At 70.8% G+C, this 25,248-nt stretch carries 24 protein-coding genes; 10 read left to right on the top strand and 14 right to left on the bottom strand.

The features are described 5' to 3' along the window. Position 1 precedes the first annotated feature (1 nt). Positions 2 to 1,036: an ATP-binding cassette domain-containing protein gene (locus BM342_RS02045; protein ID WP_255368463.1), complete on the top strand. Its 1,035-nt coding sequence runs from the start codon at positions 2 to 4 to the stop codon at positions 1,034 to 1,036. Between the two features lie 29 nt (positions 1,037 to 1,065). Further along, positions 1,066 to 1,848: an ABC transporter permease gene (locus BM342_RS02040; RefSeq protein ID WP_092963862.1), complete on the top strand. Its 783-nt coding sequence runs from the start codon at positions 1,066 to 1,068 to the stop codon at positions 1,846 to 1,848. Positions 1,849 to 1,987: 139 nt separating this feature from the next. Here the strand turns inward: BM342_RS02040 and BM342_RS02035 are convergent, their stop codons facing one another. Next, on the bottom strand, positions 1,988 to 2,863 hold the full coding sequence (locus tag BM342_RS02035; RefSeq protein ID WP_092963861.1) for a carbon-nitrogen hydrolase family protein: 876 nt from the start codon (positions 2,861 to 2,863) through the stop codon (positions 1,988 to 1,990). A gap of 2 nt (positions 2,864 to 2,865) precedes the next feature. Further along, the gene (locus tag BM342_RS02030) at positions 2,866 to 4,446 is read right to left on the bottom strand and encodes an APC family permease (RefSeq protein ID WP_092963860.1); all 1,581 of its coding nucleotides are present in this window, start codon (positions 4,444 to 4,446) and stop codon (positions 2,866 to 2,868) included. Between the two features lie 156 nt (positions 4,447 to 4,602). On the opposite strand from BM342_RS02030, the gene BM342_RS02025 reads away from it, so the two are divergent. Then, positions 4,603 to 5,199, top strand: coding sequence for a TetR/AcrR family transcriptional regulator (locus tag BM342_RS02025; RefSeq protein WP_177232018.1), 597 nt, complete (start codon positions 4,603 to 4,605; stop codon positions 5,197 to 5,199). A 64-nt stretch (positions 5,200 to 5,263) separates the two neighbouring features. Here the strand turns inward: BM342_RS02025 and BM342_RS02020 are convergent, their stop codons facing one another. Both BM342_RS02020 and BM342_RS02015 read right to left on the bottom strand, forming a co-directional pair. After that, positions 5,264 to 6,436, bottom strand: coding sequence for a WxL protein peptidoglycan domain-containing protein (locus BM342_RS02020; RefSeq protein WP_092963858.1), 1,173 nt, complete (start codon positions 6,434 to 6,436; stop codon positions 5,264 to 5,266). Between the two features lie 124 nt (positions 6,437 to 6,560). Beyond that, positions 6,561 to 8,960 carry an adenylyl cyclase gene (locus BM342_RS02015; RefSeq protein WP_177232017.1) on the bottom strand — a complete coding sequence of 800 codons (2,400 nt, stop codon included), beginning with the start codon at positions 8,958 to 8,960 and terminating at the stop codon, positions 6,561 to 6,563. A gap of 188 nt (positions 8,961 to 9,148) precedes the next feature. On the opposite strand from BM342_RS02015, the gene BM342_RS02010 reads away from it, so the two are divergent. Beyond that, positions 9,149 to 10,918, top strand: a complete 1,770-nt coding sequence (locus tag BM342_RS02010; RefSeq protein ID WP_092963857.1) for a phytoene desaturase family protein — start codon at positions 9,149 to 9,151, stop codon at positions 10,916 to 10,918. 25 nt (positions 10,919 to 10,943) lie between these two features. Here BM342_RS02010 and BM342_RS02005 read toward each other — a convergent pair whose 3' ends face one another. Beyond that, positions 10,944 to 11,303 (bottom strand): DoxX family protein, encoded by a 360-nt coding sequence (locus BM342_RS02005; protein ID WP_092963856.1) that lies wholly within the window; start codon positions 11,301 to 11,303, stop codon positions 10,944 to 10,946. Between the two features lie 159 nt (positions 11,304 to 11,462). On the opposite strand from BM342_RS02005, the gene BM342_RS02000 reads away from it, so the two are divergent. Beyond that, the gene (locus BM342_RS02000) at positions 11,463 to 11,915 is read left to right on the top strand and encodes a winged helix-turn-helix transcriptional regulator (protein ID WP_092963855.1); all 453 of its coding nucleotides are present in this window, start codon (positions 11,463 to 11,465) and stop codon (positions 11,913 to 11,915) included. A gap of 17 nt (positions 11,916 to 11,932) precedes the next feature. On the opposite strand, the gene BM342_RS01995 is transcribed toward BM342_RS02000, so the two are convergent. From BM342_RS01995 to BM342_RS01985, 3 genes are all read right to left on the bottom strand, one after another. Then, positions 11,933 to 12,586 carry an NAD(P)-dependent oxidoreductase gene (locus BM342_RS01995; protein WP_092963854.1) on the bottom strand — a complete coding sequence of 218 codons (654 nt, stop codon included), beginning with the start codon at positions 12,584 to 12,586 and terminating at the stop codon, positions 11,933 to 11,935. Positions 12,587 to 12,658: 72 nt separating this feature from the next. Next, positions 12,659 to 13,276: a TetR/AcrR family transcriptional regulator gene (locus BM342_RS01990; RefSeq protein ID WP_177232016.1), complete on the bottom strand. Its 618-nt coding sequence runs from the start codon at positions 13,274 to 13,276 to the stop codon at positions 12,659 to 12,661. A 122-nt stretch (positions 13,277 to 13,398) separates the two neighbouring features. Beyond that, positions 13,399 to 13,761 carry a hypothetical protein gene (locus BM342_RS01985; RefSeq protein ID WP_092963852.1) on the bottom strand — a complete coding sequence of 121 codons (363 nt, stop codon included), beginning with the start codon at positions 13,759 to 13,761 and terminating at the stop codon, positions 13,399 to 13,401. Between the two features lie 70 nt (positions 13,762 to 13,831). On the opposite strand from BM342_RS01985, the gene BM342_RS01980 reads away from it, so the two are divergent. After that, complete coding sequence (locus tag BM342_RS01980) at positions 13,832 to 14,455, top strand: SRPBCC domain-containing protein (RefSeq protein WP_092963851.1); 624 nt, start codon at positions 13,832 to 13,834, stop codon at positions 14,453 to 14,455. Between the two features lie 59 nt (positions 14,456 to 14,514). Continuing rightward, on the top strand, positions 14,515 to 15,609 hold the full coding sequence (locus tag BM342_RS01975) for an AI-2E family transporter (protein WP_092963850.1): 1,095 nt from the start codon (positions 14,515 to 14,517) through the stop codon (positions 15,607 to 15,609). Between the two features lie 30 nt (positions 15,610 to 15,639). Here the strand turns inward: BM342_RS01975 and BM342_RS01970 are convergent, their stop codons facing one another. The 4 genes from BM342_RS01970 to BM342_RS01955 form a co-directional block, all read right to left on the bottom strand. After that, entirely contained in the window at positions 15,640 to 16,203 is a 564-nt protein-coding gene (locus tag BM342_RS01970; RefSeq protein WP_092963849.1) for an acyl-CoA thioesterase, read from the bottom strand. A 122-nt stretch (positions 16,204 to 16,325) separates the two neighbouring features. After that, the gene (locus tag BM342_RS01965; RefSeq protein ID WP_092963848.1) at positions 16,326 to 17,471 is read right to left on the bottom strand and encodes a bifunctional 2-methylcitrate synthase/citrate synthase; all 1,146 of its coding nucleotides are present in this window, start codon (positions 17,469 to 17,471) and stop codon (positions 16,326 to 16,328) included. Between the two features lie 81 nt (positions 17,472 to 17,552). After that, positions 17,553 to 19,091, bottom strand: coding sequence for an MmgE/PrpD family protein (locus BM342_RS01960; RefSeq protein WP_092963847.1), 1,539 nt, complete (start codon positions 19,089 to 19,091; stop codon positions 17,553 to 17,555). A 54-nt stretch (positions 19,092 to 19,145) separates the two neighbouring features. Further along, positions 19,146 to 20,237, bottom strand: a complete 1,092-nt coding sequence (locus BM342_RS01955) for an enoyl-CoA hydratase/isomerase family protein (RefSeq protein ID WP_092963846.1) — start codon at positions 20,235 to 20,237, stop codon at positions 19,146 to 19,148. 83 nt (positions 20,238 to 20,320) lie between these two features. Here BM342_RS01955 and BM342_RS01950 point away from each other — a divergent pair, with 83 nt between their 5' ends. Both BM342_RS01950 and BM342_RS01945 read left to right on the top strand, forming a co-directional pair. Beyond that, positions 20,321 to 20,959 carry a LysE family translocator gene (locus BM342_RS01950; RefSeq protein ID WP_092963845.1) on the top strand — a complete coding sequence of 213 codons (639 nt, stop codon included), beginning with the start codon at positions 20,321 to 20,323 and terminating at the stop codon, positions 20,957 to 20,959. 46 nt (positions 20,960 to 21,005) lie between these two features. Next, positions 21,006 to 21,911: an oxygen-dependent tRNA uridine(34) hydroxylase TrhO gene (locus BM342_RS01945; protein ID WP_092963844.1), complete on the top strand. Its 906-nt coding sequence runs from the start codon at positions 21,006 to 21,008 to the stop codon at positions 21,909 to 21,911. 45 nt (positions 21,912 to 21,956) lie between these two features. Here BM342_RS01945 and BM342_RS01940 read toward each other — a convergent pair whose 3' ends face one another. Next, positions 21,957 to 23,057 (bottom strand): serine hydrolase domain-containing protein, encoded by a 1,101-nt coding sequence (locus BM342_RS01940; RefSeq protein WP_092963843.1) that lies wholly within the window; start codon positions 23,055 to 23,057, stop codon positions 21,957 to 21,959. A 9-nt stretch (positions 23,058 to 23,066) separates the two neighbouring features. Continuing rightward, positions 23,067 to 23,645: a TetR/AcrR family transcriptional regulator gene (locus tag BM342_RS01935; protein ID WP_092963842.1), complete on the bottom strand. Its 579-nt coding sequence runs from the start codon at positions 23,643 to 23,645 to the stop codon at positions 23,067 to 23,069. A gap of 119 nt (positions 23,646 to 23,764) precedes the next feature. Here BM342_RS01935 and BM342_RS01930 point away from each other — a divergent pair, with 119 nt between their 5' ends. Further along, the gene (locus BM342_RS01930) at positions 23,765 to 25,102 is read left to right on the top strand and encodes an FAD-dependent monooxygenase (RefSeq protein ID WP_092963841.1); all 1,338 of its coding nucleotides are present in this window, start codon (positions 23,765 to 23,767) and stop codon (positions 25,100 to 25,102) included. Positions 25,103 to 25,248: the final 146 nt, after the last annotated feature.

Raw genomic sequence — 25,248 nt, 5'->3', positions numbered from 1 at the left:
TATGAGCACATCGACCAACCACATGATCACCGCCCGAGGCCTCACGAAGACGTTCCGCTCCAAGGGGCAGGTCGTCGAGGCCGTCCGCCCGCTCGACCTCTCGGTCGGCGAGGGCGAGCTCGTCGCGTTCCTCGGCCCGAACGGCGCCGGCAAGTCGACGACCCTCCGCATGCTCACGACCCTGCTGCCGCCGACCGCGGGCGAGGCGATCGTCGCCGGCTGCGACATCCGATCGGATGCCGCGGGCGTGCGTCGTCGCATCGGCTACGTCGGCCAGGGCAACTCGGGCGGCCACACCCAGCGCGTGCGCGACGAGCTGCACGCGCAGGGCGCGTTCTACGGCCTGGGCCGTCGCGAGACCCGCACGCGTGCCGACGAGCTCATCGAGTCGCTCGAGCTCGGGCAGGTCGCCACCCGCACGGTGCAGCAGCTCTCCGGCGGCCAGAAGCGTCGGCTCGACATCGCGCTCGGCCTCATCCACCGGCCCGAGCTGCTGTTCCTCGACGAGCCGTCGACCGGGCTCGACCCGCACAGCCGCGCGAACCTGTGGGAGCACATCGTCGAGCTGCGCCGCTCGACCGGCACGACGATCTTCCTCACCACGCACTACCTCGACGAGGCAGACCAGCTCGCCGAGCGCGTCATGGTCATGGACCACGGCACGGTCATCGCCGACGACACGGCCGACGCGCTCAAGTCCTCGCTCGCGGGCGACCGGGTGACGCTGACGTTCGATGCGACGACGGATGCCGCGGCCGCCGCAGCGCGCATCGGCGGCACGATCGTGGCGGGCGACCCGCACGTGGTCGCCGTCACCGCGCAGGGCGGCGACCGCGCGCTGCCGACGTGGATCCGCGAGCTCGACGAGGCCGGGCTGGGCGTCGTCGCGGCGACCCACCGCCAGCCCACGCTCGACGACGTGTTCCTCGCCCTCACCGGCCGGAGCCTCCGCGAGGAGGCCGCGCACGCCGGGCCCGCCGACGACAACGCCGACGCCGACCGCACGGCCCAGCCCGCGGCATCCGTCGCCGCCTGACCCTCACGCATCATCGAAAGGACCGGATCATGACCACCACCGACACCACCGCCCGCCCAACGGGATTCGTCCGCGACACCGCAGCCGTGTACGTGCGCGAGACCCGCCCGCTCGTGCGCGACCCGTTCAGCGTGATCTTCTCGCTCGTGCAGCCGCTCGTGTTCCTCGGCCTGTTCGGCCCGCTGCTCGTCGGCGCCTCGGGTGGCGACGTCGCCGGCACGCTGCAGTGGTTCGTGCCGGGCATCCTCGTGATGGTCGCCCTGTTCGGCACCGCGAGCACGGGCGCGAACCTGCTGTTCGAGATGCAGACCGGGTCGCACGAGCGCACGCTCGTCGCTCCCCTCTCGCGCAGCGCCCTGCTCGTCGGCCGAGCGCTGAAGGAGGTCGTACCGCTCGTGATCCAGGGCACGATCGTCGTCGTCGTGGCCGTGCCGTTCGGCTTCAGCGTCGACGTGCCGGGGCTCATCGCCGGACTCGGCGTGCTCGCGATCTTCGGCATCGGCTTCGGCGCGCTGAGCTACGCGCTGGCACTCGCCTGCCGCAACCGCGACTGGATGTTCTGGATGGTGCACCAGACGCTGCTCTTCCCGCTCATGATCCTGTCGGGCATGCTGCTGCCGCTCGAAGACGGCCCCGCCTGGATGCAGGTCGCCGCCGCCGTGAACCCGCTGAGCTACCTCGTCGATGCCGAGCGGGCGCTGCTCGCGGGCGACTTCGCCGACCCGAACGTGATCGGCGGCCTGATCGCGGCGGTCGTCACGTGCGCGATCGGCGTGTTCGTGGGCGTGCGCTCGATGCGCAAGGCGCGCTGAGCCGCGGGCGCGTCGGCGCCGGGTCGGCTCGGCCGGTACCCCGCGAACGGGCGAGCGGATGCGACATCCGCTCGCCCGTTCTTCGGCGCCCGACCCCGCACCCGCCCGCAGACTCGCTCGACGAGACCCGCCGCGGGACCTACTCCATCGGCGTCGCCCAGGCGGGCGCGACGATCTTCGCGCCGCCGAACATCGGGTACTCGACGAGCGCGCACTGGTCGGCGAGCTGCGCCCACGGCCGGTTCAGGCCGAACGTGCCGTACTCGCGCACCTGCGAGACCCGGTCGAGGTCGAGCACGGCGAACAGCACCTCCTCGCCGTCGGACGCGTGCTGGAGGATCGTGCCCTCCGGGTCGACCAGCACGCTCTCGCCGACGCCCGACGGAGCCGAGCCGTTGAGGTTGACCACGAAGACCTGGTTCGCGAAGGCGTTCGCCCTCGCCATGACCACCTCCATCTCGCGGTCGCGCGTGGTGGTCAGCGTGGGCTGGATGATCACCTCGGCGCCGAGCCAGGCGAGCTGGCGGGCGACCTCGGGAAAGCTCCCGTCGAAGCAGATCGCGAGTCCGACGCGTCCGACCCCCGGGATCTCGAAGGTCGTGAAGTCGCGCCCCGGGGTGAGCTCCTCGTACGGACGCCACGGGAACAGCTTGCGATAGCGCGCGACCACCTCGCCCTCAGGCGAGATCGCGACGGCCGTGTTGTACAGGCGCTCGTCGTCGCCGCGCTCGACGAGCGAGCCCGGCACGAGCCACACGCCGAGTTCGCGCGCGAGCGAGCCGAGTCGATCGGTCAGGGGCCCGGGGATCGTGGTGGCGGCCCGCTCGTCGAACCCGGGGTCGTCGGCCAGCAGCGGTCCGGGCGCGGCGAGGAGCAGTTCGGGCACGACGACGAGATCGACGTGGGGGCGGAGCTCGACGACCTTGCGCACCTGGGCTTCGAACCGCGCCCAGGTGGCGGCGAGGTCGAAGGCGACGGGCGAGGTCTGGATGGCGGCGATGGACAGGGTTCGCATGGTCAGTGCACCTCTCGGTCGTTCTGCACCGTGGCGGATGCAGCGGCGGGCGGGCTCTCGACAGGGTCGGCGATCACGAAGTCGTCGTCCGCGACGGTGCCGACGGGGATCGTCCGGCGGCCGAAGAAGTCGGGGAACACCGGTCGGACGGCGATGGTCACGACGACGCCGAGCGCCAGGGCGCCGACGCCGATCCAGAACACCGTGCCGACGCCGAGAACCGACTCACCCACGTACTCCGGCCGCGCCATGTCGAGCGCACTCGCGCCGAACGCGACGATCATGAGCAGCGCGCCGAGCGCGGGAAGGATGCCTGCGACGACGAGCTGCTTCGGGTTGCGGCGCAGCTGGGGCGCGAAGTAGACGACGGCCGCGAGCGCGGTGACCGCGTAGTAGGCCGCCACCATGAGTCCGATCGCGAGGATCGCGAGGCCGATGAAGTCGGCCGAGATCAGGGTCAGCAGCACGATCGTGGCCGCACTGATGCCCGCCCACCACCAGGTCGCCGCGTTCGGCGTGCGGTGCTCGGGGTGCACGCGCGTGATCGCCGCCGGGAGCGCCCGGTAGGTCGCCATGCTCAGCCACGACCGCGGGGTACTGACCGCGACCGTGAACAGGGCGGCGAGCGCGGAGAGCCCGATCGCGACGGTGATGACGCGCCCGAACACCTCGCCCGTTGCCTGCGGCCCGAGCACCGAGAGCACGTCGTCGATTGTTCCGTCGGCGGTGATGAGGTCGACGCCGCCGTAGCCGAGGGCCGCGACCGAGGCGCTGCAGTAGAGCACGAGCAGGATGACGGTCGAGATGACGACGGCGCGGCCGGGCGTCTTCGAGCGGTCCGTGGTCTCCTCGTTGACGGAGATGAGCGCGTCCCAGCCCCAGTAGATGAACAGGCAGAGGATGACGCCTGCGACGAGTCCGGCCGGATCGTCGAGCGAGAACGGGTTGAACCAGTCGAGGTTCGGCGCTTCGCCCGTCGAGGGCGTGGTGCCGGCGGCCACCGCCGCGAACGCCCCGATGCAGAACCCGCCGATCGCGACGATCTGCAGGGCGATGAGCGCGTACTGCACCCACGCGGCGAGTTCGATGCCGCGCACGGCCACTGCGGCGCTGAGGGCGATGAACCCGACGGCGATCGAGACCACGGCGACCGGGTTCTCGGCGACGGACTCGAGGCCGACCGCGGCGAGGAGGTAGACCGTGGCCACCTGGGCGAGGGCGGCGGTCGCGATGAACGTGGCGACCTGCGGCACCCAACCTCCGAAGAACCAGCCGGCGACGGGGCCGAGGGCTCGGGAGATCCAGACGAAGACGCCGCCGCAGTCGGGCATGGCGCGGTTCAGGTCGCGGAAGGCGAACGCCGTGAAGAGGATCGGCACGAAGCCGAGCAGGAACGCAGAGGGCGTGTGCACGCCGACCGCTCCGACCACGTAGCCGAGTGTGACCGCGAGGCTGTATGCAGGCGCGACGGCGGCGAGGCCGAGGGCGACGATGCGGCCGAGGCCGAGCGCGTTCGGGCGGAGGCCCTTGTCTGGAGCATCGGCGGCCGCCATGCGGGCGGTCTCTGCCGGGGTCTGGATCATCGGTCTCCTTCGACGCGAGTCATTGTTTGAATGGCGTTCATTATTTGAATGGCATTCAAACTCAATGCTCCCGGACTGTCAAGAGTTTTCTGCACGGCATTCAGATTTCGGTGCAGCGAGCTCGCCCGGCGCGGTCCGCTGCGGCAGAATGGGCGGATGCCACGTCCCAATCGCCGCGCCGAGCGCAGGCTCGCGATCCTCGAGGCGGCGCGCGACGTCGCCGTTCGCGAGGGCGCCGAGGGCACGACGCTGCGAGCCATCGCCACGGCATGCGGAATGGAGCCCTCCGCAGTGCTCTACTACTTCGACGGGCTCGGCGATCTCGTCCGCGAGCTCGTCTACGCCGCGAGCGACCGCTTCATCGAGACGATCCGCTCGGCGGTCGCCGGGGCGTCCGACCCGGTCGACCGACTCGTCGCGGCCATCGAGGCCGGCTCCACCGGAGGGCTCGCAGGAGACGAGTCCCGCATCCTCTACGAATTCTGGTCGCTCGGGTTGCGCGACCCCCTGCTCAACGATGCCGATCACGCGCTCGACCGGCGCCAGGTCGAGATCTACCGCGAGATCATCGACGAGGGAGTCGGCACCGGCGCATTCCGCCCGCGCCTCGACGTCGACCGCGTGGCTTGGGCGCTCGTCGCGCTCGAAGACGGCCTCGTCATGGACATCCTCGCCGGCACGAAGACGCGTGACGAGGTCACCGCGCTGATCCGCTCCGTCGCCTCGGCGATGCTCGACGCCGACCTCGGCTGACCTGACCCGGATCGAGGGCGAGCGGATGCGACATCCGCTCGCCCTTCGTCTCGTGCCCCGCCCGCTACGGGCGGCCTGCCGGCTCCGGCTCCGGCTCCGGCTCCGGCTCCGGCAGAGGCTCGGGAGCCGGCTCAGCCACCGCACCGGCCTGCGCCTCGCGCTCGCGCAGCGCCCGGTCGACGGCCTCCTGCACCCGGGCGTCCTCGCGCACCTTGCGCTGGGCTCGGCGACGGCGCGCGAGCCGCACCCAGACGACGATGCCCGCGGCGAGCAGCAGCACGAGCACGAGCAGCGTCCACGGCACCGCTGCGGTCGAGGCGGACTCCTCCACCGACTTCGGCGCGGGTTCGGATTCCGTCGGCGACACGGGATCGAGGGCCACGGCCGCCGTGAGCACGAACGCGGGGATGACGCCGTCGACGTGAACCTCGACGGGCCAGGTCTCGCCGGGCAGGAGCTCGGGAACATCGGCGACGTCGGCCGCGGCCACCGGCAGCATGCCGAACGGGCCGGTCAACGCGACATCCTGAGCCGCCGCGAGCCGCGTGTTGCCGGCGTTGCGCACCGTGTACGTCACGGTCGCGGCGCCGGTGCCGAACGGGTTGGGGGTGCCGGCGTACTCGACGTGCAGGTCGTCGACGGCGAGCGCAGGCGCGAGCTCGCCGCCGACGCGCAGGTGGATCCGGATGCCGAGTCGCCGGTCGACCTTGAGCCCGCTGTCGACCTCGGGGTCGGCCAGCGCGGTCAGGATGCCGCCGGCGTGGTCGCCGGGGGTCGCGTTCGCCGGAACCGTGATCGTGAAGGGCACCTCGACCGCCTCGCCCGGCTGCACGGTCACGCGGTCGGCAGCGGGAACGGCCCAGGCGCCGAGTTCGCGCGGGCGCACGTCACGGGTCGCGACGTCGAGCAGCCCGTCGGCCGTCGTGAAGGCATCGGCTGCGTAGACGTCGAGCTCGATCGGCACGACGTCGTGGTTGGCGATGATGAGCGCGTCTTCGACCGTCTCGCCGGCGTCGACGGCGTACGCGTAGTTCTCGCGACCGTCGCCCCACGAGGTGTCGGCGGTGCGCACGCCCCAGGTGACCTCGGGGCCGTCCTCGGCCGAGGCGGGTGCGGCCGGGGCGGCGACCGCGAGGGCTGCGGCGAGCGCGGCGGCCAGACCCGCGGCGAGCAGCACGGATCGGGCGACTCTCCGACGGTGAGGAGGACGGATGTCGGTGGCGGGCGCGGTGCGCATGGTGGTGCTCCTCGTCGTCGAGGGTGGAACGGAGGTGACCGGGGCGGGCGCCGCACACGCGCTCGCCCCGGTCGGGGTGGTCCGGACCGACCCTAGTCGGCCCGAACCGATCAACCGAGCCCGATCAACCGAGTCCGGTGATCGTGAGGGTGGCGCGGTAGGTGCCGTCGGTCGCGGCGACCGGGATCCGCAGATCCAGGTCGGCCCCGAGCTTGGCCGACCCGCGCTCGTGACCCGCGGGCGCGCTGCCGAGGGTCGACGCGTCGGCGAGGCCGGTGCCGCTGACGAAGCCGGACTGCACGGCCGCGCCCGCGACGGCGCCGCCGCCGGCCTCGACGATCTTCGGCGCCCATCCGAGGAACTTGCCCCCGAACGAGCCGGCCGGCGATTCGAAGTCGCCCACCTGTGCCGAGACCGACCAAGGGGTCGAGCCCCGACGCGTGTCGGTGACCCGCACGGGGTTGATCGTGCCCGCTGCCGCGAAGTGGTCGCCGTTCTCGACGGCCGTGCCGAGGTCGACGATGTCGTTCGTGCCGTCGATGCTCCAGACGAACTCGCCGGGTGCGCCCTCGGGCACGGTCACCTGCAGGTTCTGCGCGTTCGGGTCGGTGGCCGACTCGTAGACCGCGAGGAACTTCGAGATGCCACCGCCGGCGCCCTGAGCCGCATCGCCCTGGTCGTTGACGATGTGGTTGATACCACCGGTGCCGTTGAGCTTGACCGAGACGGCCGACTCGACGCGGACACCCGGTCGCTGCGGCACCTGGACGCCGCTCTCGACGAAGATGTCCTGGCTCTGGTTGTACTGGTTGTCGAAGAACGAGTACACACCGAGACCCTGCGCGAGGTGGTGCCGCACCTGGTCGCCGACCCGGTACGCCGCGTAGCCGAGGCGGTTGCCGTCCTTGTACGCACCCTGGGTCGGCGGGTCGTAGGGGATCTCGCTCTGGAAGAAGATCGTCCGACCGCGTTCGCCGTTCCAGATGACCTGGTTCTTCTGGTAGTGCTCGACGAACAGGCCGAGGGCGGTGACGTCGTCGCCGTTCACGACGACGCCGTGGTCGCCGATGTTCGACGTCCAGCCGACGCCCTCGCCGTGGTCCGCGCGCCAGGCCCAGATGTGGTCGAGCAGGGTGTCGGGGCTGTTGACCTCGATGCTCGTCGTCGCCTTGCCGGCCCACGGGCCGCCGACGCGGATGAACACGTCGCTGAGCGTGGTCGGGTCGGCGGGGTCGGACGTGCTCGCGCCGTCGGGGCCGACCTTCACGAGCACGTCGGACAGCACCTCGCCGGCGTCGACCGTGAGGCCTGCGATCTTGACGCCGGAGACGTCGCCGACCTCGATCGCCGCGTTGCCCGCGGTGGGCACGAGCGAGGCGTAGCCGAGGCCGAGCACGACGGTGCCGGCGTGATCGACCTCGAGCGGTGCGTCGAGGTAGTAGACGCCGGGCGTGATGAGCAGGTGCTTGCCCGACGCCAGCGCGGCGTTCAGCTGCGCGGCAGTGGCGCCCTCGTGCGCGATGAAGAAGTCGTCGATCGAGATCGACTGCCCGGCCGAGGCATCCGTCGACCAGTCGACCCCGCTCGTGTCCTGCTTCGCCTTCGGCACGAACACCTTGTAGTCGTCGCCGTCGAGGTAGAGGAACGGCGACTCGCGGTTGATCGGCGTGTCGCCGACGTTCGTCTTGTTGCCGTTGCCGCCGCCGGGCTGAGGCCCGAAGTCGGTCGCCGGCGCGCCGTCGACGCCCGAGAACACCATGTTCCAGACACCGCCGTTCCACGTGCCGACGGTGGAGTCGCGCGTGAACCACTGCTGCTGCGAACCGCTCAGGATCTCACCGGAGACCTTGGAGTTCGCGAGGTACCCGCCCGACGCGTACTCGCCGACGCGGCCCATCAGCGTGAGGTCGCCCTCGATGTTGATGCGTCGCAGCGGCGCGGCCTGCGAGACGGCGAAGCGCATCTGGTGCGCGTTCGTGATGCCGCTCGGGAACGGCCGGTTCGCGTCGATGCCGACCGGGCGCTGGATGGGGTTGAACGTGAGGTTCGACATCGACCGCCAGAACCGCGTGAGCGAACCGGGCTGCTGGCAGTCCCACGGGTTCGCCTCGCACTGGCGCACGGGCTCGACGTGGATCGCGCCGTTGATGCGAACGTCCTCGGGCGATGCGCCGAGTCCGGCGACGGCCTGGTAGTAGCCGAGCTCGGAGTTCACGATGCCGGTCGCGGTCGCGGGGTTGTTCTGCCCGGCAGCGGAACCGTAGGTGCCCGGCTTGAAGAAGAACTGGTGCCGATCGAGGCTGAACTCCTCTTCGGTCGACGCCGCCATGAGGGCGGCGCTGATCTGGTCGGCGGTCCAGGTGTCGTCGAAGATCGTCACGTTGGGACCGAAGTCGGGCTCGGCGGCGTACGCGGGTGCCGCGCCGAGCGCGGTGCCCGCGATGGCCATGACCGCGATGGTCGCGCCTGCGCCGATGAGTCGGCCGGATCGGGTGGGCGGATGATCCGCCCGCGTGCGTTGCATCACAAGGTTCTCCTTTGAACGTCGGCCGGCGGCAGATCGCGCCGCCGTTGTACCGGGTCAGTGCGAGGTGGTGCACGGCCGACGCCATCCTTGGCGCGGTCGCGAGGTCAGCATATGGGAACACTTACTGACTTGTCAGTAATTATTTTCCCGGATGTCGTCATGCGACCGCCGACTACGCTCGTGTGATGCCCCTCCCCCAGCCCGATGCCTCCCGCGCAGGCTCCACTCGCGCAGATCACGACGTCGTGATCGTCGGCGGCGGACACAACGGCCTCACCGCCGCCGCCTACCTCGCCCGCGCCGGTCGCAGCGTGCTGCTGCTCGAACGCGACGACCACCTCGGCGGCGCCGCAGTCTCGGCGCAGGCGTTCAACGGCGTCGACGCGCGCCTCTCGCGCTACTCGTACCTCGTGAGCCTGCTCCCCCAGCGCGTCATCGACGACCTCGGACTCGACATCCGACTCGTGCGCCGGCGCTTCTCGTCGTACACGCCCGATCCCCGCGACCCGTCGCGCGGCCTGCTCGTCGACGCCGAGGCCACGCCCCAGGCATCCGCCGCCGCCTTCGCACGCGTCGACGCCGAAGCGGATGCCGCGGCCTGGACCTCGTTCTACGCCGACACGGCCCGGCTGGCCGAACGCCTCTTCCCGACGCTCACCGAGCCGCTGCCGACGCGCGACGAGGCGCGGGCCCTCGTCGGCGACGACCGTATCTGGTCGGAGTTCGTCGAGCAGCCGCTCGCGAGCTCGGTCGACGCGCGCTTCGCCAGCGACCTCGTGCGCGGCGTCGTCGCGACCGACGGCCTCATCGGCACGTTCACCGAGCTCGACGACCCGTCGCTCGACGCGAACCGGTGCTTCCTGTACCACGTCGTCGGCGGCGGAACCGGCGACTGGGACGTGCCGGTCGGCGGCATGGGCGCCGTCACCGGCGAGCTCGCGCGCGCGGCCCGCGAGGCCGGGGCCGAGCTCGTGACGGGCGCCGAGGTGCTCGCCGTCGATCCCGACGGTCACGTGCGCTATCGGGCGACGGATGCCTCCGGCTCCGCCGTCGAGGTCGCGCTGACGGCGGGCACCGTGCTCGCGAACGTCGCCCCCGCGGTGCTCGAGCGCCTGCTCGACGCGGGCGCCGACGACGCCGCCGGTCGAGGAGCGCGCCGTCTCGAGACCGAAGCCCCCGCCGCCTCCACCCCCGACACCGTCGCCCCCCGCAGCCAGCCCGCGTTCGCCCGCGACGTGCCGATCGGCCTCCCGCCCGTCGTGCGCGAGCGCCTGCGGCACCTCGCCGAGCCCGAGGGCGCGCAGGTGAAGGTCAACCTGCTGCTGACGCGCCTGCCGCGCCTGCGCGACACGTCCGTGGCGCCCGAGGCCGCGTTCGCGGGCACGTTCCACATCAACGAGCTCGAGTCGCAGCTCGCAACGGCGTACCGCACGGCCGCGCGCGGCGAGGTGCCGTCACCGCTGCCGTGCGAGATCTACTGCCACACGCTGAGCGATCCGTCGATCCTCGCGCCCGAGCTCGTCGAGGCCGGATACCAGACCCTCACGGTCTTCGGGCTGCACGCGCCGCACCGCCTCGTCGAGCGGCTCGGCAACGACGCCCTGCGCGAGCGGTTGCGCGCCGAGGTGCTCGCATCGCTGAACTCGGTGCTCGCCGAGCCCATCGAAGACGTCATTGCGACGGATGCCGCGGGCGAGCCCTGCATCGAGGTGAAGACCACGCTCGACCTCGAGCACGCGCTCGCGATGCCCGGCGGCAACATCTTCCACGGCCCGCTGTCGTGGCCGTGGGCGGAGCCGGGCGCCCCGCTCGCGACGCCTGCAGAACGCTGGGGCGTCGCGACGCGGCATCCGCGCGTGCTCCTGTGCGGATCGGGCGCGGTGCGCGGCGGCGCGGTCAGCGGCATCGGCGGCCACAACGCGGCGATGGCCGTGCTCGAGGCATCCGGAGCCTGAGCGGTCAGGGCACGAGCCCCGCCGATCAGCCGAAGAACACCCAACCGAGTCCGACGAGCAGCGCGAACACGCCGAGCACGATGCTCGGCACGGCCGTCTCACGACGCTTGATGTGCAGGGCCGTGCCGACGGCCATGGTGAGGGCGAGCGCGAACGCGGCGACGGGCGTGAGCCACGGCAGGATCCCGGTCGCGGCCGGCAGGATCAGGCCGAGGGCGCCGAGGAACTCGAGGATGCCGACCGCACGGGCCTGCCCGTCGGAGAGGTCCTCCATGTAGCCCATCTTCTCGACGAGCTTCTCGCGAGGGGTGAGGCTCTTCATGGTGCCGGCGGCGAGGAAGACGAGGGCCAGCAGGCCAGTGGCGATCCAGAGGGCGATGATCATGTCGGGTTCTCCAAAGTAAGTGGGTTACGATCAGTGCGTGACGCACGATCGGTGACTCTAGCCCGTCACCGCCCCGCACTTCATCGTGCGTCACGCACCTCGAGGTGCGTGACCCCCTCGCGGACCGCCCGAACCGCACCCCTCGAACCGAAGGACGACATGACGATCACGGATGCCTCGGCACGCCGCCCCGCCACCCCCGCAGACCTCTCCGACACCGCCGCGGGCTTCGACGCCTGCGACGCGCCGCCGGCCTGCGATGTCGAGAACTCCGAGGCCCGCATCGTGCGCGACCTCCTCTCGCGCGTCGGCGACAAGTGGAGCCTGCTCGTCATCCGCATGCTGCACGAGCACGCGATGCGCTTCACCGAGCTGCACCGCAGCATCGACGGCATCTCGCACCGCATGCTCACGCAGACCCTGCGCAACCTCGAACGCGACGGCCTCGTCTCGCGCACGAGCTACCCCGAGATCCCGCCGCGCGTCGAGTACGCGGCGACCGACCTGGGGCGCTCGCTCGCGCTCCCCGTGCTCGGGCTCGTCGAGTGGGCCTCGGCCAACCACGCGAGCATCACGAGCGCGCGCGACGCGTTCGACGCCGCGCGCGACTGAGCGCGCGGCACCCGGGCCTATGCGGCCGTCCACCCCTTGGGCGAGGTGAGCAGCACCCGCGCACCGGCGTACGCCGGGTCGGCCGCGATGCGCGCGATCTCGGCGCCGGCGTTGCCGTAGGGCAGCGTCGGCATGCCCGGAACCCGGGCGACCCGCTCGAGCCGCTCGACCGTCGCCGCCGGCAGTGCCGCGGCATGCTTCAGGTTGACCGGGTAGACGATCGTGTACTCGAGCCCGGACTCGACGAGCAGCCGGTCGGCCGCCGCCTTGTCGGCGAGGAACCTCGCGAGCGCGGTGCGGTAGACGAGTCGCGCGAACCCCGAGGCCAGTTCCGCGGTGTCGCCGGCGCCGAAGACCGACACGAGCACGATGCGCCCGGCCTTCGCCTGCCTGGTCGCCGCGATGATCGACGGCAGCGCGCGCTGCATGAAGGTCGCGTCGCTCATCGAGCCCGTGATGCTCACGACGACGGAGTCCGCGCCGGCGGCGGCGGCCGCGAGCGCCTCGACCTCTTCGGCGCTGCCCCGCACGACGGTGAGCCCCGAGCGCGGGGCGACGGCCTCGGGGCGCCGAACGTACGCGACGACCTCGTCTCCGGCGGCGAGTGCCGCATCGACGACGCGCGAGCCGACGTTGCCGGCGGCTCCGATGATCAGGATCTTCTTCGTCACGTTCTGCTCCGGTTCGGGATGGTCGGGTTCGGCATGGTCGAGTTCGGGCTGGTGGAGATCGGATGGTGCCGGTCAGATGCCGGGCGCGGGCGTGGGCCGGTCGAGCTCGGCGGGCGAGACGCCGACGGCGACCTCGAGCACCTCGAGGCACATGCGCACGACCTCAGCACGATCGAGGTCGGATGCCGCGACCGCCGACCGACCCGCCTGCTCGACGAACGCGAGCCAGCCGCCGACCGCGACGCGCAGCCTCGGGGTGTCGGCACGACCGAGAGACGCGAGGATCCTGGCGACCTGCACCTCGTGGTTCGCGGCCGTGATCCCCCAGACGACCGACGGGCTCATCGGCTGGGGAGCGTACAGCTGCCGCACCGCACCGCTGCTCGCCGCGTAGCGATCGAGGAAGGCATGCACCGCCCGTTCGAGGTTCGCCCTGGCGGAGAGCTCCGGCGAGGGCTCGGTCTCGGCGAGCACCTCGGCCGCCTCGGCGCGCAGCACCCCTTCGAGGAGCGCCTCCTTGCCGGGGAAGTAGTGGTACATGAGGGCCCGCGTGACGCCGGCCTCCTTCGCGATGTCGCTGACCGAGGCGTCGTCGTAGCCACGTTCGCGGAAGTGGGCGCCCGCGACCTCGAGCAGGCGCCTGCGGCGCTCGTCGGGCGCGAGCCTCAGGCCCGCTCGCTCATTTGACACGTGTCTAATAATACACGTGTCAAACAGCACCGGTCGTCACGAGGCATCCGCTCATCGCCCGAGCACGACGAAGGCCGACCCGCACCATGCGGATCGGCCTTCGGAAGAAGTCGGGTCGTCGCTCAGACGACGAGGAAGAGCTGCCCCAGCACGAGCGTCGCGATGATGAACAGCGCGATGATCGCGCCGACGATCGTGAGCGACTTGCGCGAGAGGTTCGCGACGGCGTACCCCGCCAGGAACGGCAGCGCAGCCAGGAAGATCGTCGCGAGCCACCAGAATGCGGTGTACCCACCCTGGCTCGCCTCGTCGAGCCGGCCCGAGAACAGCTGCTGCGTGTTCGGGTGCGTCGCGAACGAGAACGCCGCCGAGAGCGGGATCGCGATGAACGCCGCGACGATGAGGCCGACGAGGAAGCCCCACAGTCCGGACTTGCCATCGGTGACGTTCATCGCCTCTTCGTGCTGCTGCGCCTTCGAACTCATGCGCCTCACTCTAGTAGGAACCATGCATGCGGGTTTAGCCTGAAATCACCGAACAAAACGGGGGGCGACGATGTCCGTGAAACCGACCGGCCACTACCAGCAGAGGGCAGACGGGCTCTACCTCGAGTTCGACCGCCTGTTCCATGCCCCGATCGAAGACGTCTGGTACAGCCTCACGAATCGCAATGCGATGAAGCAGTGGGTCGGCACCTACACGGGCAGTCCGGCGACCGGAGCCGTGAAGTTCCGCATGAACGCCGAAGAGGGCTACGCCGAAGACGAGGGCTGGGAGCCGGTCAGCATCCTCTTCTGCGACCCGCCCCACCACTTCGTGGTCGACACGGGCGGCGACGCGCAGCACATGCGCCTGCTCGCCAACCTCACCGAGCAGGGCGGCCTCACCGCGATGACGTTCGGGCAGCGCATCTACCCGCAGACGGACGTCGCGAGCATGGGCCCCGGCTGGGACTACTATCTCGACCGGCTCGTCGCGGCGCGCGCCCACGCGCCCATGCCCGAGTGGGACACGTACTTCCCGGCGTTCAAGCGCCACTACCAAGACCTCACGGTCCCGCCGCGCAAGCCGACGCCCTCCGAACGCGAGCTCGAGGAGACCGACGACGGCCCCGCCGCCGAAGGGCTCACCGCCATGGGCACGGTGGGCGAGGCATCCGCCCCGGCGACCCCGGCCTGACCCGCCGGGTTCGGCGCGGCAGGCGGCCGGCCGGAGCGCCCCCTCCCTAGACTGACGCCGTGAACACGGCAGAACGCATGCGGCGGCGCGAGCCCGCGCAGAGCAACGGAACCTTCTTCGCGAACCATCCGTTGCGCTGGGGCTTCATCGTCTCGCTCGGCGTGATGCTCGCGGCACTCCTCGGCGTCGCGGTGGTGAACCTGCAGAGCGTCATCCTCTCGGTCTTCATCGCGGCGTTCGTGGCGCTCGGCCTCGACCCGCTCATCCGCTGGTTCGAGCGGCGCGGCCTCAAGCGCGGCTCGGCCATCGTGGTCGTGATGCTGCTCTTCATCGGCGTCGTCGTCGCGATCGTCTGGATCGTGCTTCCGCCCGTGATCGAGCAGGCGACGAGCCTCATCACCAACATCCCCAAGATGGTCGCGAACGCCGAGGCCTCAGGCTGGTACGACAACGTCAACGACGCCACGAACGGCCTGCTCGCGGGCATCGTCGACGCGGTGCAGGGCGTGCTCACCGACCCGAACTTCTGGGCCACCGTCGGCGGTGGGGCGCTCGCGTTCGGCGCCTCGGTCATCTCCGCGATCTCGACCGGCTTCTTCGTGTTCGTGCTCTCGATCTACTTCATCGCCACGCTCGATGCCACGAAGCGCGCCTGCTACACGCTGATCCGCGCGTCGGAGCGGGCGCGGGTGAGCGACCTCGCCGAGCGCATCATGCTCTCGGTCGGCAAGTACCTCAGCGGCATGGTCGTGCTCGCGTTCATGAACGCGGTCTACTCGACCATCCTGCTCGCGGTCGTCGGCGTGCCCTACGCACTCGTCATCGGCGTCGTAGCGTTCTTCGTCACGCTGATCCCGCTCATCGGTACCGTGCTCACCACGATCCTCATGACGATCATCTCGTTGCTCGTCTCGCCCACGGCGGGCATCATCGTGCTGATCTTCATGCTCGTCTACATGCAGGTCGAGGCCTACATCCTCACGCCGAAGGTCATGGGCAAGGCCGTGCAGGTGCCTGGCACGATCGTGCTCATCTCGGCGCTCGCGGGCGGCACGCTGCTCGGCCTGCTCGGCGCGCTCGTCGCGATCCCGATCTCGGCGGGCATCCTGCTCATCATCCGCGAGGTCACGATCCCCAAGCAGGCGCGGCTCTAGGCCCGGCGAGCCGCCAGACGCGTCAGACCGTCAGGCCCAGACCGACGGAGCCTCGGCGCGCGTGGCCGGCAGCGCGACATCCGCACCCCAGCGCTCGATCCATTCGGGCAGCCCGCCATCGGTCGGCGCACCGAACACCTCGATGAGCTCGGAGACCGGCACGATCCCGCCCTCCTTGCGGAGGAATCGCGCGCGGATGAACCCCTGCGCGTAGATCTCGGGGGTGCCGTCGGCACCCGGACGCACGTAGCGCTGCTCGAGGTAGACGGCCTTGTCGTCGTAGCCCGTGATGCGCGACTCGATAGTGAACCGCTGCCAGAGCTGCAGCGACTTGCGGAACGTGATCGTCTCGCTCGCGACGACCGGGTACCAGCCCTTGTCGCGCATGGTGCGCCAGACCCCGTTGCGCACGAGCATGTCGAAGCGCGCGACATCCATGATCGAGAAGTACACGCCGTTGTTCATGTGCCGGTTGATGTCGAGGTCGGTCGGCAGGGTGATGAAGTTCGTGCGCGCGACATCCTCGTGCCCGAGGTCGGGCTTGCGGCGCGACAGGAACAACACGTGCAGCAGCGTGCGGAAGATCATGTGCATAGTCGACGACTGTACGACTGGATCGTGTGAGATGTCCGACATTTGCGGGTCGCCACAGTGAGCGAACGGATGCCGCGGGCTTCACTTGTGCGGAAGCACGGGCGGCGTGCCGCCGACCGTGGTCAGCGACCCTCGGGCACGTGCCGTTCGTCGGGACCGTTGTATACCGAGAGCGGGCGGATCAGCGCGTTCGAGGCGTTCTGCTCCATGATGTGCGCGGTCCACCCGGTGACCCGGCTCGCCACGAACAGCGGCGTGAAGGTCTCGGTGTCGAATCCCATGAGGTGGTACGTCGGGCCGGCGGGGTAGTCGAGGTTCGGCTGGATGTTCTTGCGCTCGCCCATCGCGGTCTCGAGGGCGACGTAGAGCTCGAGCAGGTCGGGGCGGTCGTAGTACTCGACCATGCGCTCGAGCGAGTCGCGCATGGTCGGCACGCGCGAGTCGCCGTGCTTGTAGACGCGGTGGCCGAAGCCCATGATCTTGCGCTTCGCGGCCAGTGCGGCGTCGAGCCACTCGACCGCGCGCTCGGCGCCGCCCTCGCCGGGTCCGATCTCGTCGAAGGCGTGCATGACGGCCTCGTTCGCGCCGCCGTGGAGCGGCCCCTTGAGGGCGCCGATGGCACCGGTGACTGCGGAGTACAGGTCGGCGAGCGTCGACGCGATGACGCGGGCGGTGAAGGTCGATGCGTTGAACGAGTGCTCGGCGTAGAGGATCATCGACACGTCGAACGCGCTCACGACCGGCAGCTCGGGCAGTTCGCCGAAGGTCTGCCAGAGGAAGTTCGCCGAGTAGCCCAGGTCGTCGCGCGGCTCGACGAAGTCGAGGTCGTGACGGCGGCGCTGGTCGTACGACACGATCGAGGGCAGCTTCGCGAACAGGCGGATCGACTTCGCGAGGTTCGCCTCGCGGGAGTCGTCGGGCGTCGCGGGGTCGATCGCGCCGATGACGCTCACGGCCGTGCGTACGACGTCCATCGGGTGAGCGGTGAGGGGGAGCTCGTCGATGATGCGCTTGATCTCGTGGTCGAGGCCGCGCAGCGACCGCTCGAGCTGCTCGAAGTCGGCCAGCTGGCGCTCGTCGGGCAGTTCGCCGTGCCAGAGCAGGTAGGCGACCTCTTCGAAGGTCGCGGATGCCGCGAGCTCCTGCACGGGGTACCCGCGGTAGAGCAGCGAGTTGGTCTCGGGGTTGACCTTCGAGACGGCCGTGTAATCGACGGGGACTCCGGCGAGACCCTTGTAGATCTCAGGTGCCTGCTGCTGGTCGCTCATCGTGCTCCTCGTGAGTGCTGACGTGGCGGCGCCACGATGCGACCGCTCCCCCAGCCTAGGGCCGAGGGAGCGGTGGAACACCTAGAAGAGCCCGGTCGGGATCTCCGCGCCGACGAGCGCACCGGGCGCCGCCGTGATGGTGAGGCCCCCGAGCTCGTCGGGCGTGAGCTCGGGCAGACGCTGGGCGAGGTCGAGGAAGCGCTCGATCTCGGCCTCCTCGAGCACCCACTCGGCGAGCGTGCGGAACTTCGTCACGTACTGCTCGCGTGCGAACGGCCGGGCGCCGAGCGGGTGCGCGTCGGCAACGGCGATCTCGTCGACGATCTCGCCGCCGTCGGCGAGCCGGATGACCACGCGGCCGCCGAACGCCTTCTCGGCGATGTCGTTCGAGTGGTACCGGCGGGTCCACTCCGCGTCTTCGACCGTCGAGACCTTCTTCCAGAGCTCCACCGTGTCGGCGCGGTGCGCACGCTCGGCCTCGTACGACGTCTCGTGGTTGAACGAGCCGTCCTGCAGCGCGACCGTGAAGATGTACGGGATCGAGTGGTCGAGCGTCTCGCGCGAGGCATCGGGGTCGTACTTCTGCGGGTCGTTCGCACCCGAGCCGATCACGTAGTGCGTGTGGTGGCTCGTGTGCAGGGTGATCGACTCGATGCGCGACGGCTCGTCGAGGATCAGCGGGTACTCCTCGTGCAGCTTGCGGGCCAGGTCGATCCACGCCTGCGCCTGGTACTCGGCCGAGTGCTCCTTCGTGTAGGAGTCGAGGATCGCGCGCTTGGCCTCGCCCGCCTCGGGCAGCGGCACCTCGTACGTGGCCTCCGGTCCGCCGAGGAGCCAGGCGATGACGCCGTCTTCGCCCTCGTAGATCGGCACGGGGCTGGTCTCGCCGCGCATGGCGCGGTCGACCGCCTCGACGGCCATCTTGCCGGCGAACGCCGGGGCGTGCGCCTTCCAGGTCGAGATCTCGCCCTTGCGCGACTGGCGGGTGGCCGTCGTCGTGTGCAGGGCCTGCCCGATCGCCTGGAAGATCGTCTCCTGGTCGAGCCCGAGCAGCGTGCCGATGCCGGCCGCGGCCGACGGGCCGAGGTGGGCGACGTGGTCGATCTTGTGCTGGTGCAGCGAGATCGCCTTCGCGAGGTCGATCTGGATCTCGTAGCCCGTCGCGATGCCCCGCACGAGGTCGCGCCCCGTGAGCCCGCGGCTCGCGGCGAGGTGCTGCGCGACTGCGGTGATCGGGGGGATGTTGTCGCCGGGGTGCGAGTACTCCGCCGCGAGGAACGTGTCGTGGAAGTCGAGTTCGCGCACGGCCACGCCGTTGGCCCACGCCGCCCACTCGGGGCTCGTGCGACGCGCGGCATCCGCACCGAAGACGGTGGCGCCGTCGCCGCCGATCGACACCGGGTGCGCGAGCGCCTGGCTGCGCGCCGAGACGACGGGCTTGCGGGCGAGAGACGCCGCGGCGACCGCCGCGTTGTCGATGACGCGGTTGACGACCATGTCCACGACGTCGTCGTCGAGCTCGACGGGGTCGATGGCGATTCCGGCGAGCTGCCACGCGAGCTGGCCCTCTCGTGCGAGGTTCTCATCGCTGCGGTGCATGCGCAGGTGGTGGGTCAGCATCGGTTCCCTTTCGTGGTGTGGTGCCTGTGCCTCAGGCTACGCGCCGAGCGGCGATCAGTCGAAGACGCCCCGGTCGACCGGTGCGGAGAGCGCCGACTCGAAGAGGTCCGCGGGCAACTCGGCCAGGGCCCCGGGGCGCCAGGCCGGAGTGCGGTCCTTGTCGATGACCTGTGCGCGGATGCCCTCGTGCAGGTCGGCCTGCCCGAGGAACCACGACACGAGCCGGAACTCCTGCTCGAGCGCGTCCTCGAGGCGCGGCAGCGTTCGGGCGCGTCGCACGGCACCGAGTGTCACGGCGAGCGCGGTCGGCGAGAGGGTCTCGAGTTCGTCGGCCGCTGCGGCGGCCTGCTCGCGGGCGGATGCCGCGGCATCCGCCCCGCCCTCGCCCGCCGGGGTGGCGGCGAACGCGCGCAGCCGCTCGATGATGCCGCTCACCGTCGGTGCGGAGTAGCAGGCGTCGACCCAGTCGCGGCTCGCGGCGAGCGGCGACGGGCCGGGCGTCTCGTCGAAGAGCATGACGATCTCGGCCGGGCTGCCGGGGTCGGCGCGCTCGGCGAGCGCCTGCAGCAGGTGGGGCAGGCTCTCGGACGGCACGAGGGCGTCGGCGAACCCGGCGTGGATCGCGTCGGCCGCGTCCATGGTGCGCGAGTTGAGGGCGAGGTGCACGCCGAGCTCCCCGGGGGCGCTCGCGAGCAGCCACGTTCCACCGACGTCGGGCGTGAAGCCGATGCGGGTTTCGGGCATCGCGAGGCGCGAGCGCTCGGTGACCACGCGCACCGACGCGTGCCCGGCGAGGCCGATGCCGCCGCCCATGGTGATGCCGTCCATGATCGCGACCACGGGCTTCGGATACCGGGCGATGGTGGCGTTGAGGCGGTACTCCGTGCGGAAGAAGGTCTGCGCCTCGGCCGCGCGCCCGCTCGTCGCGAACCCGTGCAGCTCGCGGATGTCGCCGCCGGCGCAGAAGCCCCGGTCGCCGGCGCCGTCGAGCACGACGACGGCGACCTCGCTGTCGTCGCGCCACGCGTCGAACACCTCGGCGAGCGCGACGATCATGTCGTAGCTCAGCGCGTTGAGCGCCTTCGGACGGTTCAGCGTGACATGGCCGACGCCGTCGGCGACGGTTGCGGAGATGTGGTCGCTCACGTCTGCAACCGTATCGCCGTCCGCCGGTCAGGCAGCGATGCGTCTCGAGACCGGCTGCACATCGCAGGGAGTAGCATCGCCGGATGGTCCCCCTCGAGTCCCTCGGCGCGTTCGTCGTCGCGTCGATCGTGCTGATCGTGATCCCCGGTCCGAGCGTGCTGTTCGTGATCGGGCGCTCGCTCGCGCTCGGGCGTCTCGGGGGCCTGCTCAGCGTCGTCGGCAATGCGCTCGGCATGGTGCCGCTCGTCGCGGCCGTGGCGCTCGGCGTGGGCGCGATCGTCGCCCAGTCCGTGGTGCTCTTCACGATCATCAAGTTCGCGGGCGCCGCGTACCTCGTCTACCTCGGCATCCAGGCGATCAGGCACCGAGCGGATGCCGCGGCATCCGTCGACCGTAAGACCGCGCCGCGCTCGCACTGGCGCCAGCTGGGCGAGGGATTCGTGGTCGGCGTCACGAACCCCAAGACGATCGCGTTCTTCGTCGCCGTGCTGCCGCAGTTCGTGTCGTTCACGGCCGGATCGATCCCCCTGCAGCTCTTCGAGCTCGGCCTCGTGTTCATCGTGCTCGCCATGCTCTGCGACTCGGTCTGGGCGTTGGCGGCGAGCGCCGCCCGCGGCTGGTTCGCCCGCTCGCCCAAGCGCATCGAGCACCTCTCGGCCACCGGAGGCGTCATGATGATCGGCCTCGGCGGCGTGCTCGCGCTCAGCGGCAACAAGCACTGACGCCTGCTCCCGGCATCCGCTCGGCATGCGCTCGTAGAATCTCGGGGTGGCCCTCGCCAAGATCCTCCTCTACTACGCCTTCGCTCCCATCGCCGACCCCGATTCCGTGCGCCTGTGGCAGCGCGACCTCGCGGAGTCGCTCGGGCTGCGCGGGCGCATCCTGCTCTCGAAGGACGGCATCAACGGCACGCTCGGCGGCGAGATGGGCGCGCTCAAGCGGTACGTGCGCAAGACGCGCGAGTACCCGGCGTTCAAGCACATCGACTTCAAGTGGAGCGAGGGCACGGGCCTCGACGACCACGGCACGACGCTCGACTTCCCGAAGCTCAGCGTGAAGGTGCGCGACGAGATCGTCTCGTTCGGCGCGCCGGGCGAACTTCGCGTCGACGGTTCGGGCGTGGTCGGCGGGGGCACGCGCCTGACCCCCGACGCCCTGCACGAGCTCGTGGCCGAGCGCGGCGACGACGTCGTCTTCTTCGACGGCCGCAATGCGCTCGAGGCCGCGATCGGCCGGTTCGCGGGCGCGGTCGTGCCCGACGTCGAGACCACGCGCGACTTCGTCGAACTGCTCGACTCGGGCGAGTACGACGAGCTCAAGGGGCGACCCGTCGTCACCTATTGCACGGGCGGCATCCGCTGCGAGGTGCTCTCGAGCCTCATGGCCAGCCGCGGCTTCGGCGAGGTCTACCAGCTCGAGGGCGGCATCGTGCGCTACGGCGAGCGCTTCGGCGACGACGGCCTCTGGAACGGCTCGCTCTACGTGTTCGACGGGCGCGGCTCGATCGACTTCAGCGACCACGCCGCCGTGATCGGCGAGTGCGCGGTCTGCGGCGAGGCGACCAAGCGCACCGTCAACTGCACGGATGCCTCGTGCCGCACGCAGCTCGTCGTGTGCGCGTCGTGCGACACCGCCGAGTGCGCGGTGCATGCCGCCCGTTCGCAGGTCGGGTAGCGCGCCGAGCGGAACCGGTCTGCCCGGTGCTAGCGAGCGCCCAGTTCAGTCGTGGACGTCGGCGTCGACGAGGAACCGCAACGTGAGCTCATCGACGTCGCGGGGCGAGTTGGCCAGCACGATCGAGGCGATTCCGGCATCACGATCGATCATGAGTCCGCTCCGGAACCCGTCGGTGACGCCACCGTTCCCGGTGATGGTCCGGGCGGGCGACTCCCCGATCCACCAGAGATACCCGATGCTCGTGTCTGAAGTCCGGGTGGGCGCGAGGGGCTCGAGTGCGGCGCTGTCCTCGAGCGGCCCGTCGAGCACCGCGATGGCGAGTGCCACGAGATCATCCAGCGTGGCATGCACGTTGGCGGCGGGGCCGAATCCCTCGCCCCACCACGGATCGACCGGCTCTCCCGCACCGCGGTGGCCGTCGGCGTGCTGTTCGGGCACCTGCTCAGGTGTCTCTGCGAGCACCGCGCCCTCCATGCCGAGCGGCACGAGGATGCGGTCCTCCAACAGCGTGCGGTAGTCGGTACCGGCGGCGGCGGCGAGCGCGTGTCCGAGCAGGGCCACTCCGAGGTTGCTGTAGACGAGGTCGTCCGAGGGCACCACCGGCTCGACGCGCGCGAGGTCGATGAGCTCCGCGAGGGAGGCCGTGTACGGACTGGTTCCGGCTTCGTTCGCGGCCTTCGCCTGGGCCACCCATGCCGCGTCCGTCGGCTCGAGCGGCAGCCCGCTGCGGTGGGTCGCGAGGGATTCGAGCGTGACGGATGCCGCCGGCGCGTCTCCGAGCGGCAGGTACGCGCCGAGCGGGTCGTCGAGTCCGACCTCGCCGCGGTCGATCGCGATGGCGAGCAGCTCACCCGTGAGCGACTTGGTGATCGAGCCGATCTCGAAGGCGGTGGCCGGCTCGGAGCGCACGAAGACCGTCGACACCTCGCCGTCCTCGATGACGGCGACCGCGGCTTGTTCGTAGTCGTTGGTGAAGGAGTCGCGAACGCTCTGCTCGAGCGCGGACTCCGTGGCAGTGGGCGTGTCGACGGCGTCGGGCGGGGAACCGCCGGGAGCGCAGCCGACGAGCGAGACCGCGATCATGCCCGCGAGGAGGGGCGAGACCCTCCGGGCGCCTCGGGACGAGACCTGCCGCGCGGGCATGGCCGGATGCTACTCCCTCGTCGGAGCTGCCGACAGGGTGCGGACCGCGTCGGCCAGGCGGTCGCCCGACGGGGTGCCCTCGGGGTTCAACAGCCAGAGGATGGCGAGGCCCTGCACGAGCGCGAAGCTGAACTCCGAGAGGGCCCGCGCCCGGTCGGCGTCGAGGTCGGGGTGCGCCTCGGCGAACTCCTCGGCGATGCCCTCGTAGGCCCCCTCGACGGCGGCCTGCATCTGCTCGCGTCCGACCGGGTTGCGCACGATGCGCAGCGTGTTCTCGAGGCTCGCGAGCAGCGCCTCGCGGTTGTCGGCGAAGACGGCCGGCATGCCGTTCCAGAGGCGGGCGAACCCGTCGAGCGGCGCGTCGTCTCGGCCGGCGAGGATGAGCTCGCCCATGCCGTCGCCGATGGCCGTGCCGAGCGCGTCGAGCAGCGCCTCGGTGATGAGCTGCTCCTTCGACCCGAAGTGGTACCCGATTGCGGCAAGGCTCACGCCGGCGGCGCCGGCGATGTCGCGCGCCGTGGCCTTGGCCACCCCCTGCTCCACGATCACCTTGCGTGCGCCGGCCAGGAGGTCTTCACGATTGCCCATGTCCACAGGTTAGCCGAACGTCTGAGACATATGTCCTAGACATTCCTCTTCGGCGGTGTTAGACATTCGTATAAGACATTTGTGCTAATCCGAACCGGCATCCATCGAAAGGCAGCATCATGAGCTCCGCACCCCGCATCCTGATCTCCGGCGGCGGCATCGCCGGCAACGCCCTCGCCCTGCAGCTCGTGCGGGCCGGCATCCCCACCACGATCGTCGAGCGCGCCGCGGCGCCCCGCCCCGGCGGTCAGGCCGTCGACCTGCGCGGGGCCAGCCGAGAGGCGGCCGAACGCCTGGGCCTCATGCCCGGCATCCGTCGCCACCAGCTCGACGAACGCGGCATGAGCTACGTCGACGGGCTCGGGCGCATCTACGGCCGCATGTCGATGGAGGACTTCGACGGCAAGGGCGCGGTCGCCGAGGTCGAGATCACGCGCGGCGACCTGAACGACGTGCTGCTCGACGCCCTGCGCGAGGCCGCGGCATCCGCTGCCGTGACGGGGGCCACCGGTCCGGTCGACGCGAACGGCCTCCTCGACCAGCGGTACGGCGACCACCTCGTCGCGCTCGAGCAGGACGCCGACGGGGTCGACGCGACCTTCGCCTCGGGCCGCCGCGAACGCTACGACCTCGTGGTCGGCGCCGACGGCGTGCACTCCGCGACCCGGCGACTCGCGTTCGGCCCCGAGGATCGGTTCGTCACGAACCTCGGCGGGTACGCGGCCTTCTTCACGATGCCGACGCCCGCCGACATCGAGCCTGGATGGTTCGCGATGCGACTCGTTCCGGGGGCGATGTTCGGCATCCGCCCAGATGCCGACCCGGCGACGTCGAAGGCGATCATCAACATCCGGACCACGCCGGATCCCGCACTCCGCGGCGACCGTGCGGCGCAGCAGGCGCTCATCCGCCGGGCGATCGAGGGCGGCGGATGGCACGCCGAACGCATCCTCGATGCGATGGAGCGCGCCGACGACTTCTACTTCGACGACCTCGCGCGCGTCGACATGCCGAGCCTCTCGAACGGGCGGGTCGTGCTCATCGGCGACGCCGCGACGTGCGGTTCGCCGCTCACGGGCATGGGCACCGCGATGGCGATCGTCGGCGCGTACCTGCTCGGCCTCGAACTCGTCGGGCTCGCGGATGCCGCAGGCCCGGCATCGTCGGCGGGCGACGACGGCCTCGGCGACCCGGTGGCCGTCGCGGCGGCGCTCGGCCGGTTCGAGGCGCAGCTCGCGCCGCACACCGAGAAGTCGCGGCAGATCCCCGGAGGCAGCCTCGCGGTCATGCTGCCGCGAACTCGCCTCATGTCGGCGTTCGCCAAGGTGAACGTGAAGCTCATGCTGTCGCGACCGATGCGACCGCTCGCGAAGAAGCTCTTCGTCGACGGAGGCGGCGAGGAGCTGACGCTGCCCGACGCGCGCGCGCCGAAGGCTGTCGTCTCGGCTGGCGAGTGACGCACGGGACGTGACGACGGGAGGAGATTCGCGCGAGCGGAGGGCGTTTCGACGTGGATCGTCCTCCGCTCGCGCGAGTCTCCTCCCGTCGACCCGCCGGGCGCACGGCTCCGGTTCGCAGGCGCCCGCCCGGGCGCGGCAGGCTT

The sequence above is a fragment of the Agromyces sp. CF514 genome, from assembly GCF_900113185.1.
GTDB lineage: Bacteria > Actinomycetota > Actinomycetes > Actinomycetales > Microbacteriaceae > Agromyces.
This window is presented reverse-complemented; position numbering and strand designations above follow the sequence as displayed.

What these genes read in the sequence shown, in the direction of transcription:
- BM342_RS02045 (WP_255368463.1), top strand. Translation starts at nt 2, where the DNA reads ATGAGCACATCGACCAACCACATGATCACCGCCCGAGGCCTCACGAAG.
- BM342_RS02040 (WP_092963862.1), top strand. Translation starts at nt 1,066, where the DNA reads ATGACCACCACCGACACCACCGCCCGCCCAACGGGATTCGTCCGCGAC.
- BM342_RS02035 (WP_092963861.1), bottom strand. Translation starts at nt 2,863, where the DNA reads ATGCGAACCCTGTCCATCGCCGCCATCCAGACCTCGCCCGTCGCCTTC.
- BM342_RS02030 (WP_092963860.1), bottom strand. Translation starts at nt 4,446, where the DNA reads ATGATCCAGACCCCGGCAGAGACCGCCCGCATGGCGGCCGCCGATGCT.
- BM342_RS02025 (WP_177232018.1), top strand. Translation starts at nt 4,603, where the DNA reads ATGCCACGTCCCAATCGCCGCGCCGAGCGCAGGCTCGCGATCCTCGAG.
- BM342_RS02020 (WP_092963858.1), bottom strand. Translation starts at nt 6,436, where the DNA reads ATGCGCACCGCGCCCGCCACCGACATCCGTCCTCCTCACCGTCGGAGA.
- BM342_RS02015 (WP_177232017.1), bottom strand. Translation starts at nt 8,960, where the DNA reads ATGCAACGCACGCGGGCGGATCATCCGCCCACCCGATCCGGCCGACTC.
- BM342_RS02010 (WP_092963857.1), top strand. Translation starts at nt 9,149, where the DNA reads ATGCCCCTCCCCCAGCCCGATGCCTCCCGCGCAGGCTCCACTCGCGCA.
- BM342_RS02005 (WP_092963856.1), bottom strand. Translation starts at nt 11,303, where the DNA reads ATGATCATCGCCCTCTGGATCGCCACTGGCCTGCTGGCCCTCGTCTTC.
- BM342_RS02000 (WP_092963855.1), top strand. Translation starts at nt 11,463, where the DNA reads ATGACGATCACGGATGCCTCGGCACGCCGCCCCGCCACCCCCGCAGAC.
- BM342_RS01985 (WP_092963852.1), bottom strand. Translation starts at nt 13,761, where the DNA reads ATGAGTTCGAAGGCGCAGCAGCACGAAGAGGCGATGAACGTCACCGAT.
- BM342_RS01980 (WP_092963851.1), top strand. Translation starts at nt 13,832, where the DNA reads ATGTCCGTGAAACCGACCGGCCACTACCAGCAGAGGGCAGACGGGCTC.
- BM342_RS01970 (WP_092963849.1), bottom strand. Translation starts at nt 16,203, where the DNA reads ATGCACATGATCTTCCGCACGCTGCTGCACGTGTTGTTCCTGTCGCGC.
- BM342_RS01965 (WP_092963848.1), bottom strand. Translation starts at nt 17,471, where the DNA reads ATGAGCGACCAGCAGCAGGCACCTGAGATCTACAAGGGTCTCGCCGGA.
- BM342_RS01960 (WP_092963847.1), bottom strand. Translation starts at nt 19,091, where the DNA reads ATGCTGACCCACCACCTGCGCATGCACCGCAGCGATGAGAACCTCGCA.
- BM342_RS01950 (WP_092963845.1), top strand. Translation starts at nt 20,321, where the DNA reads ATGGTCCCCCTCGAGTCCCTCGGCGCGTTCGTCGTCGCGTCGATCGTG.
- BM342_RS01940 (WP_092963843.1), bottom strand. Translation starts at nt 23,057, where the DNA reads ATGCCCGCGCGGCAGGTCTCGTCCCGAGGCGCCCGGAGGGTCTCGCCC.
- BM342_RS01935 (WP_092963842.1), bottom strand. Translation starts at nt 23,645, where the DNA reads ATGGGCAATCGTGAAGACCTCCTGGCCGGCGCACGCAAGGTGATCGTG.
- BM342_RS01930 (WP_092963841.1), top strand. Translation starts at nt 23,765, where the DNA reads ATGAGCTCCGCACCCCGCATCCTGATCTCCGGCGGCGGCATCGCCGGC.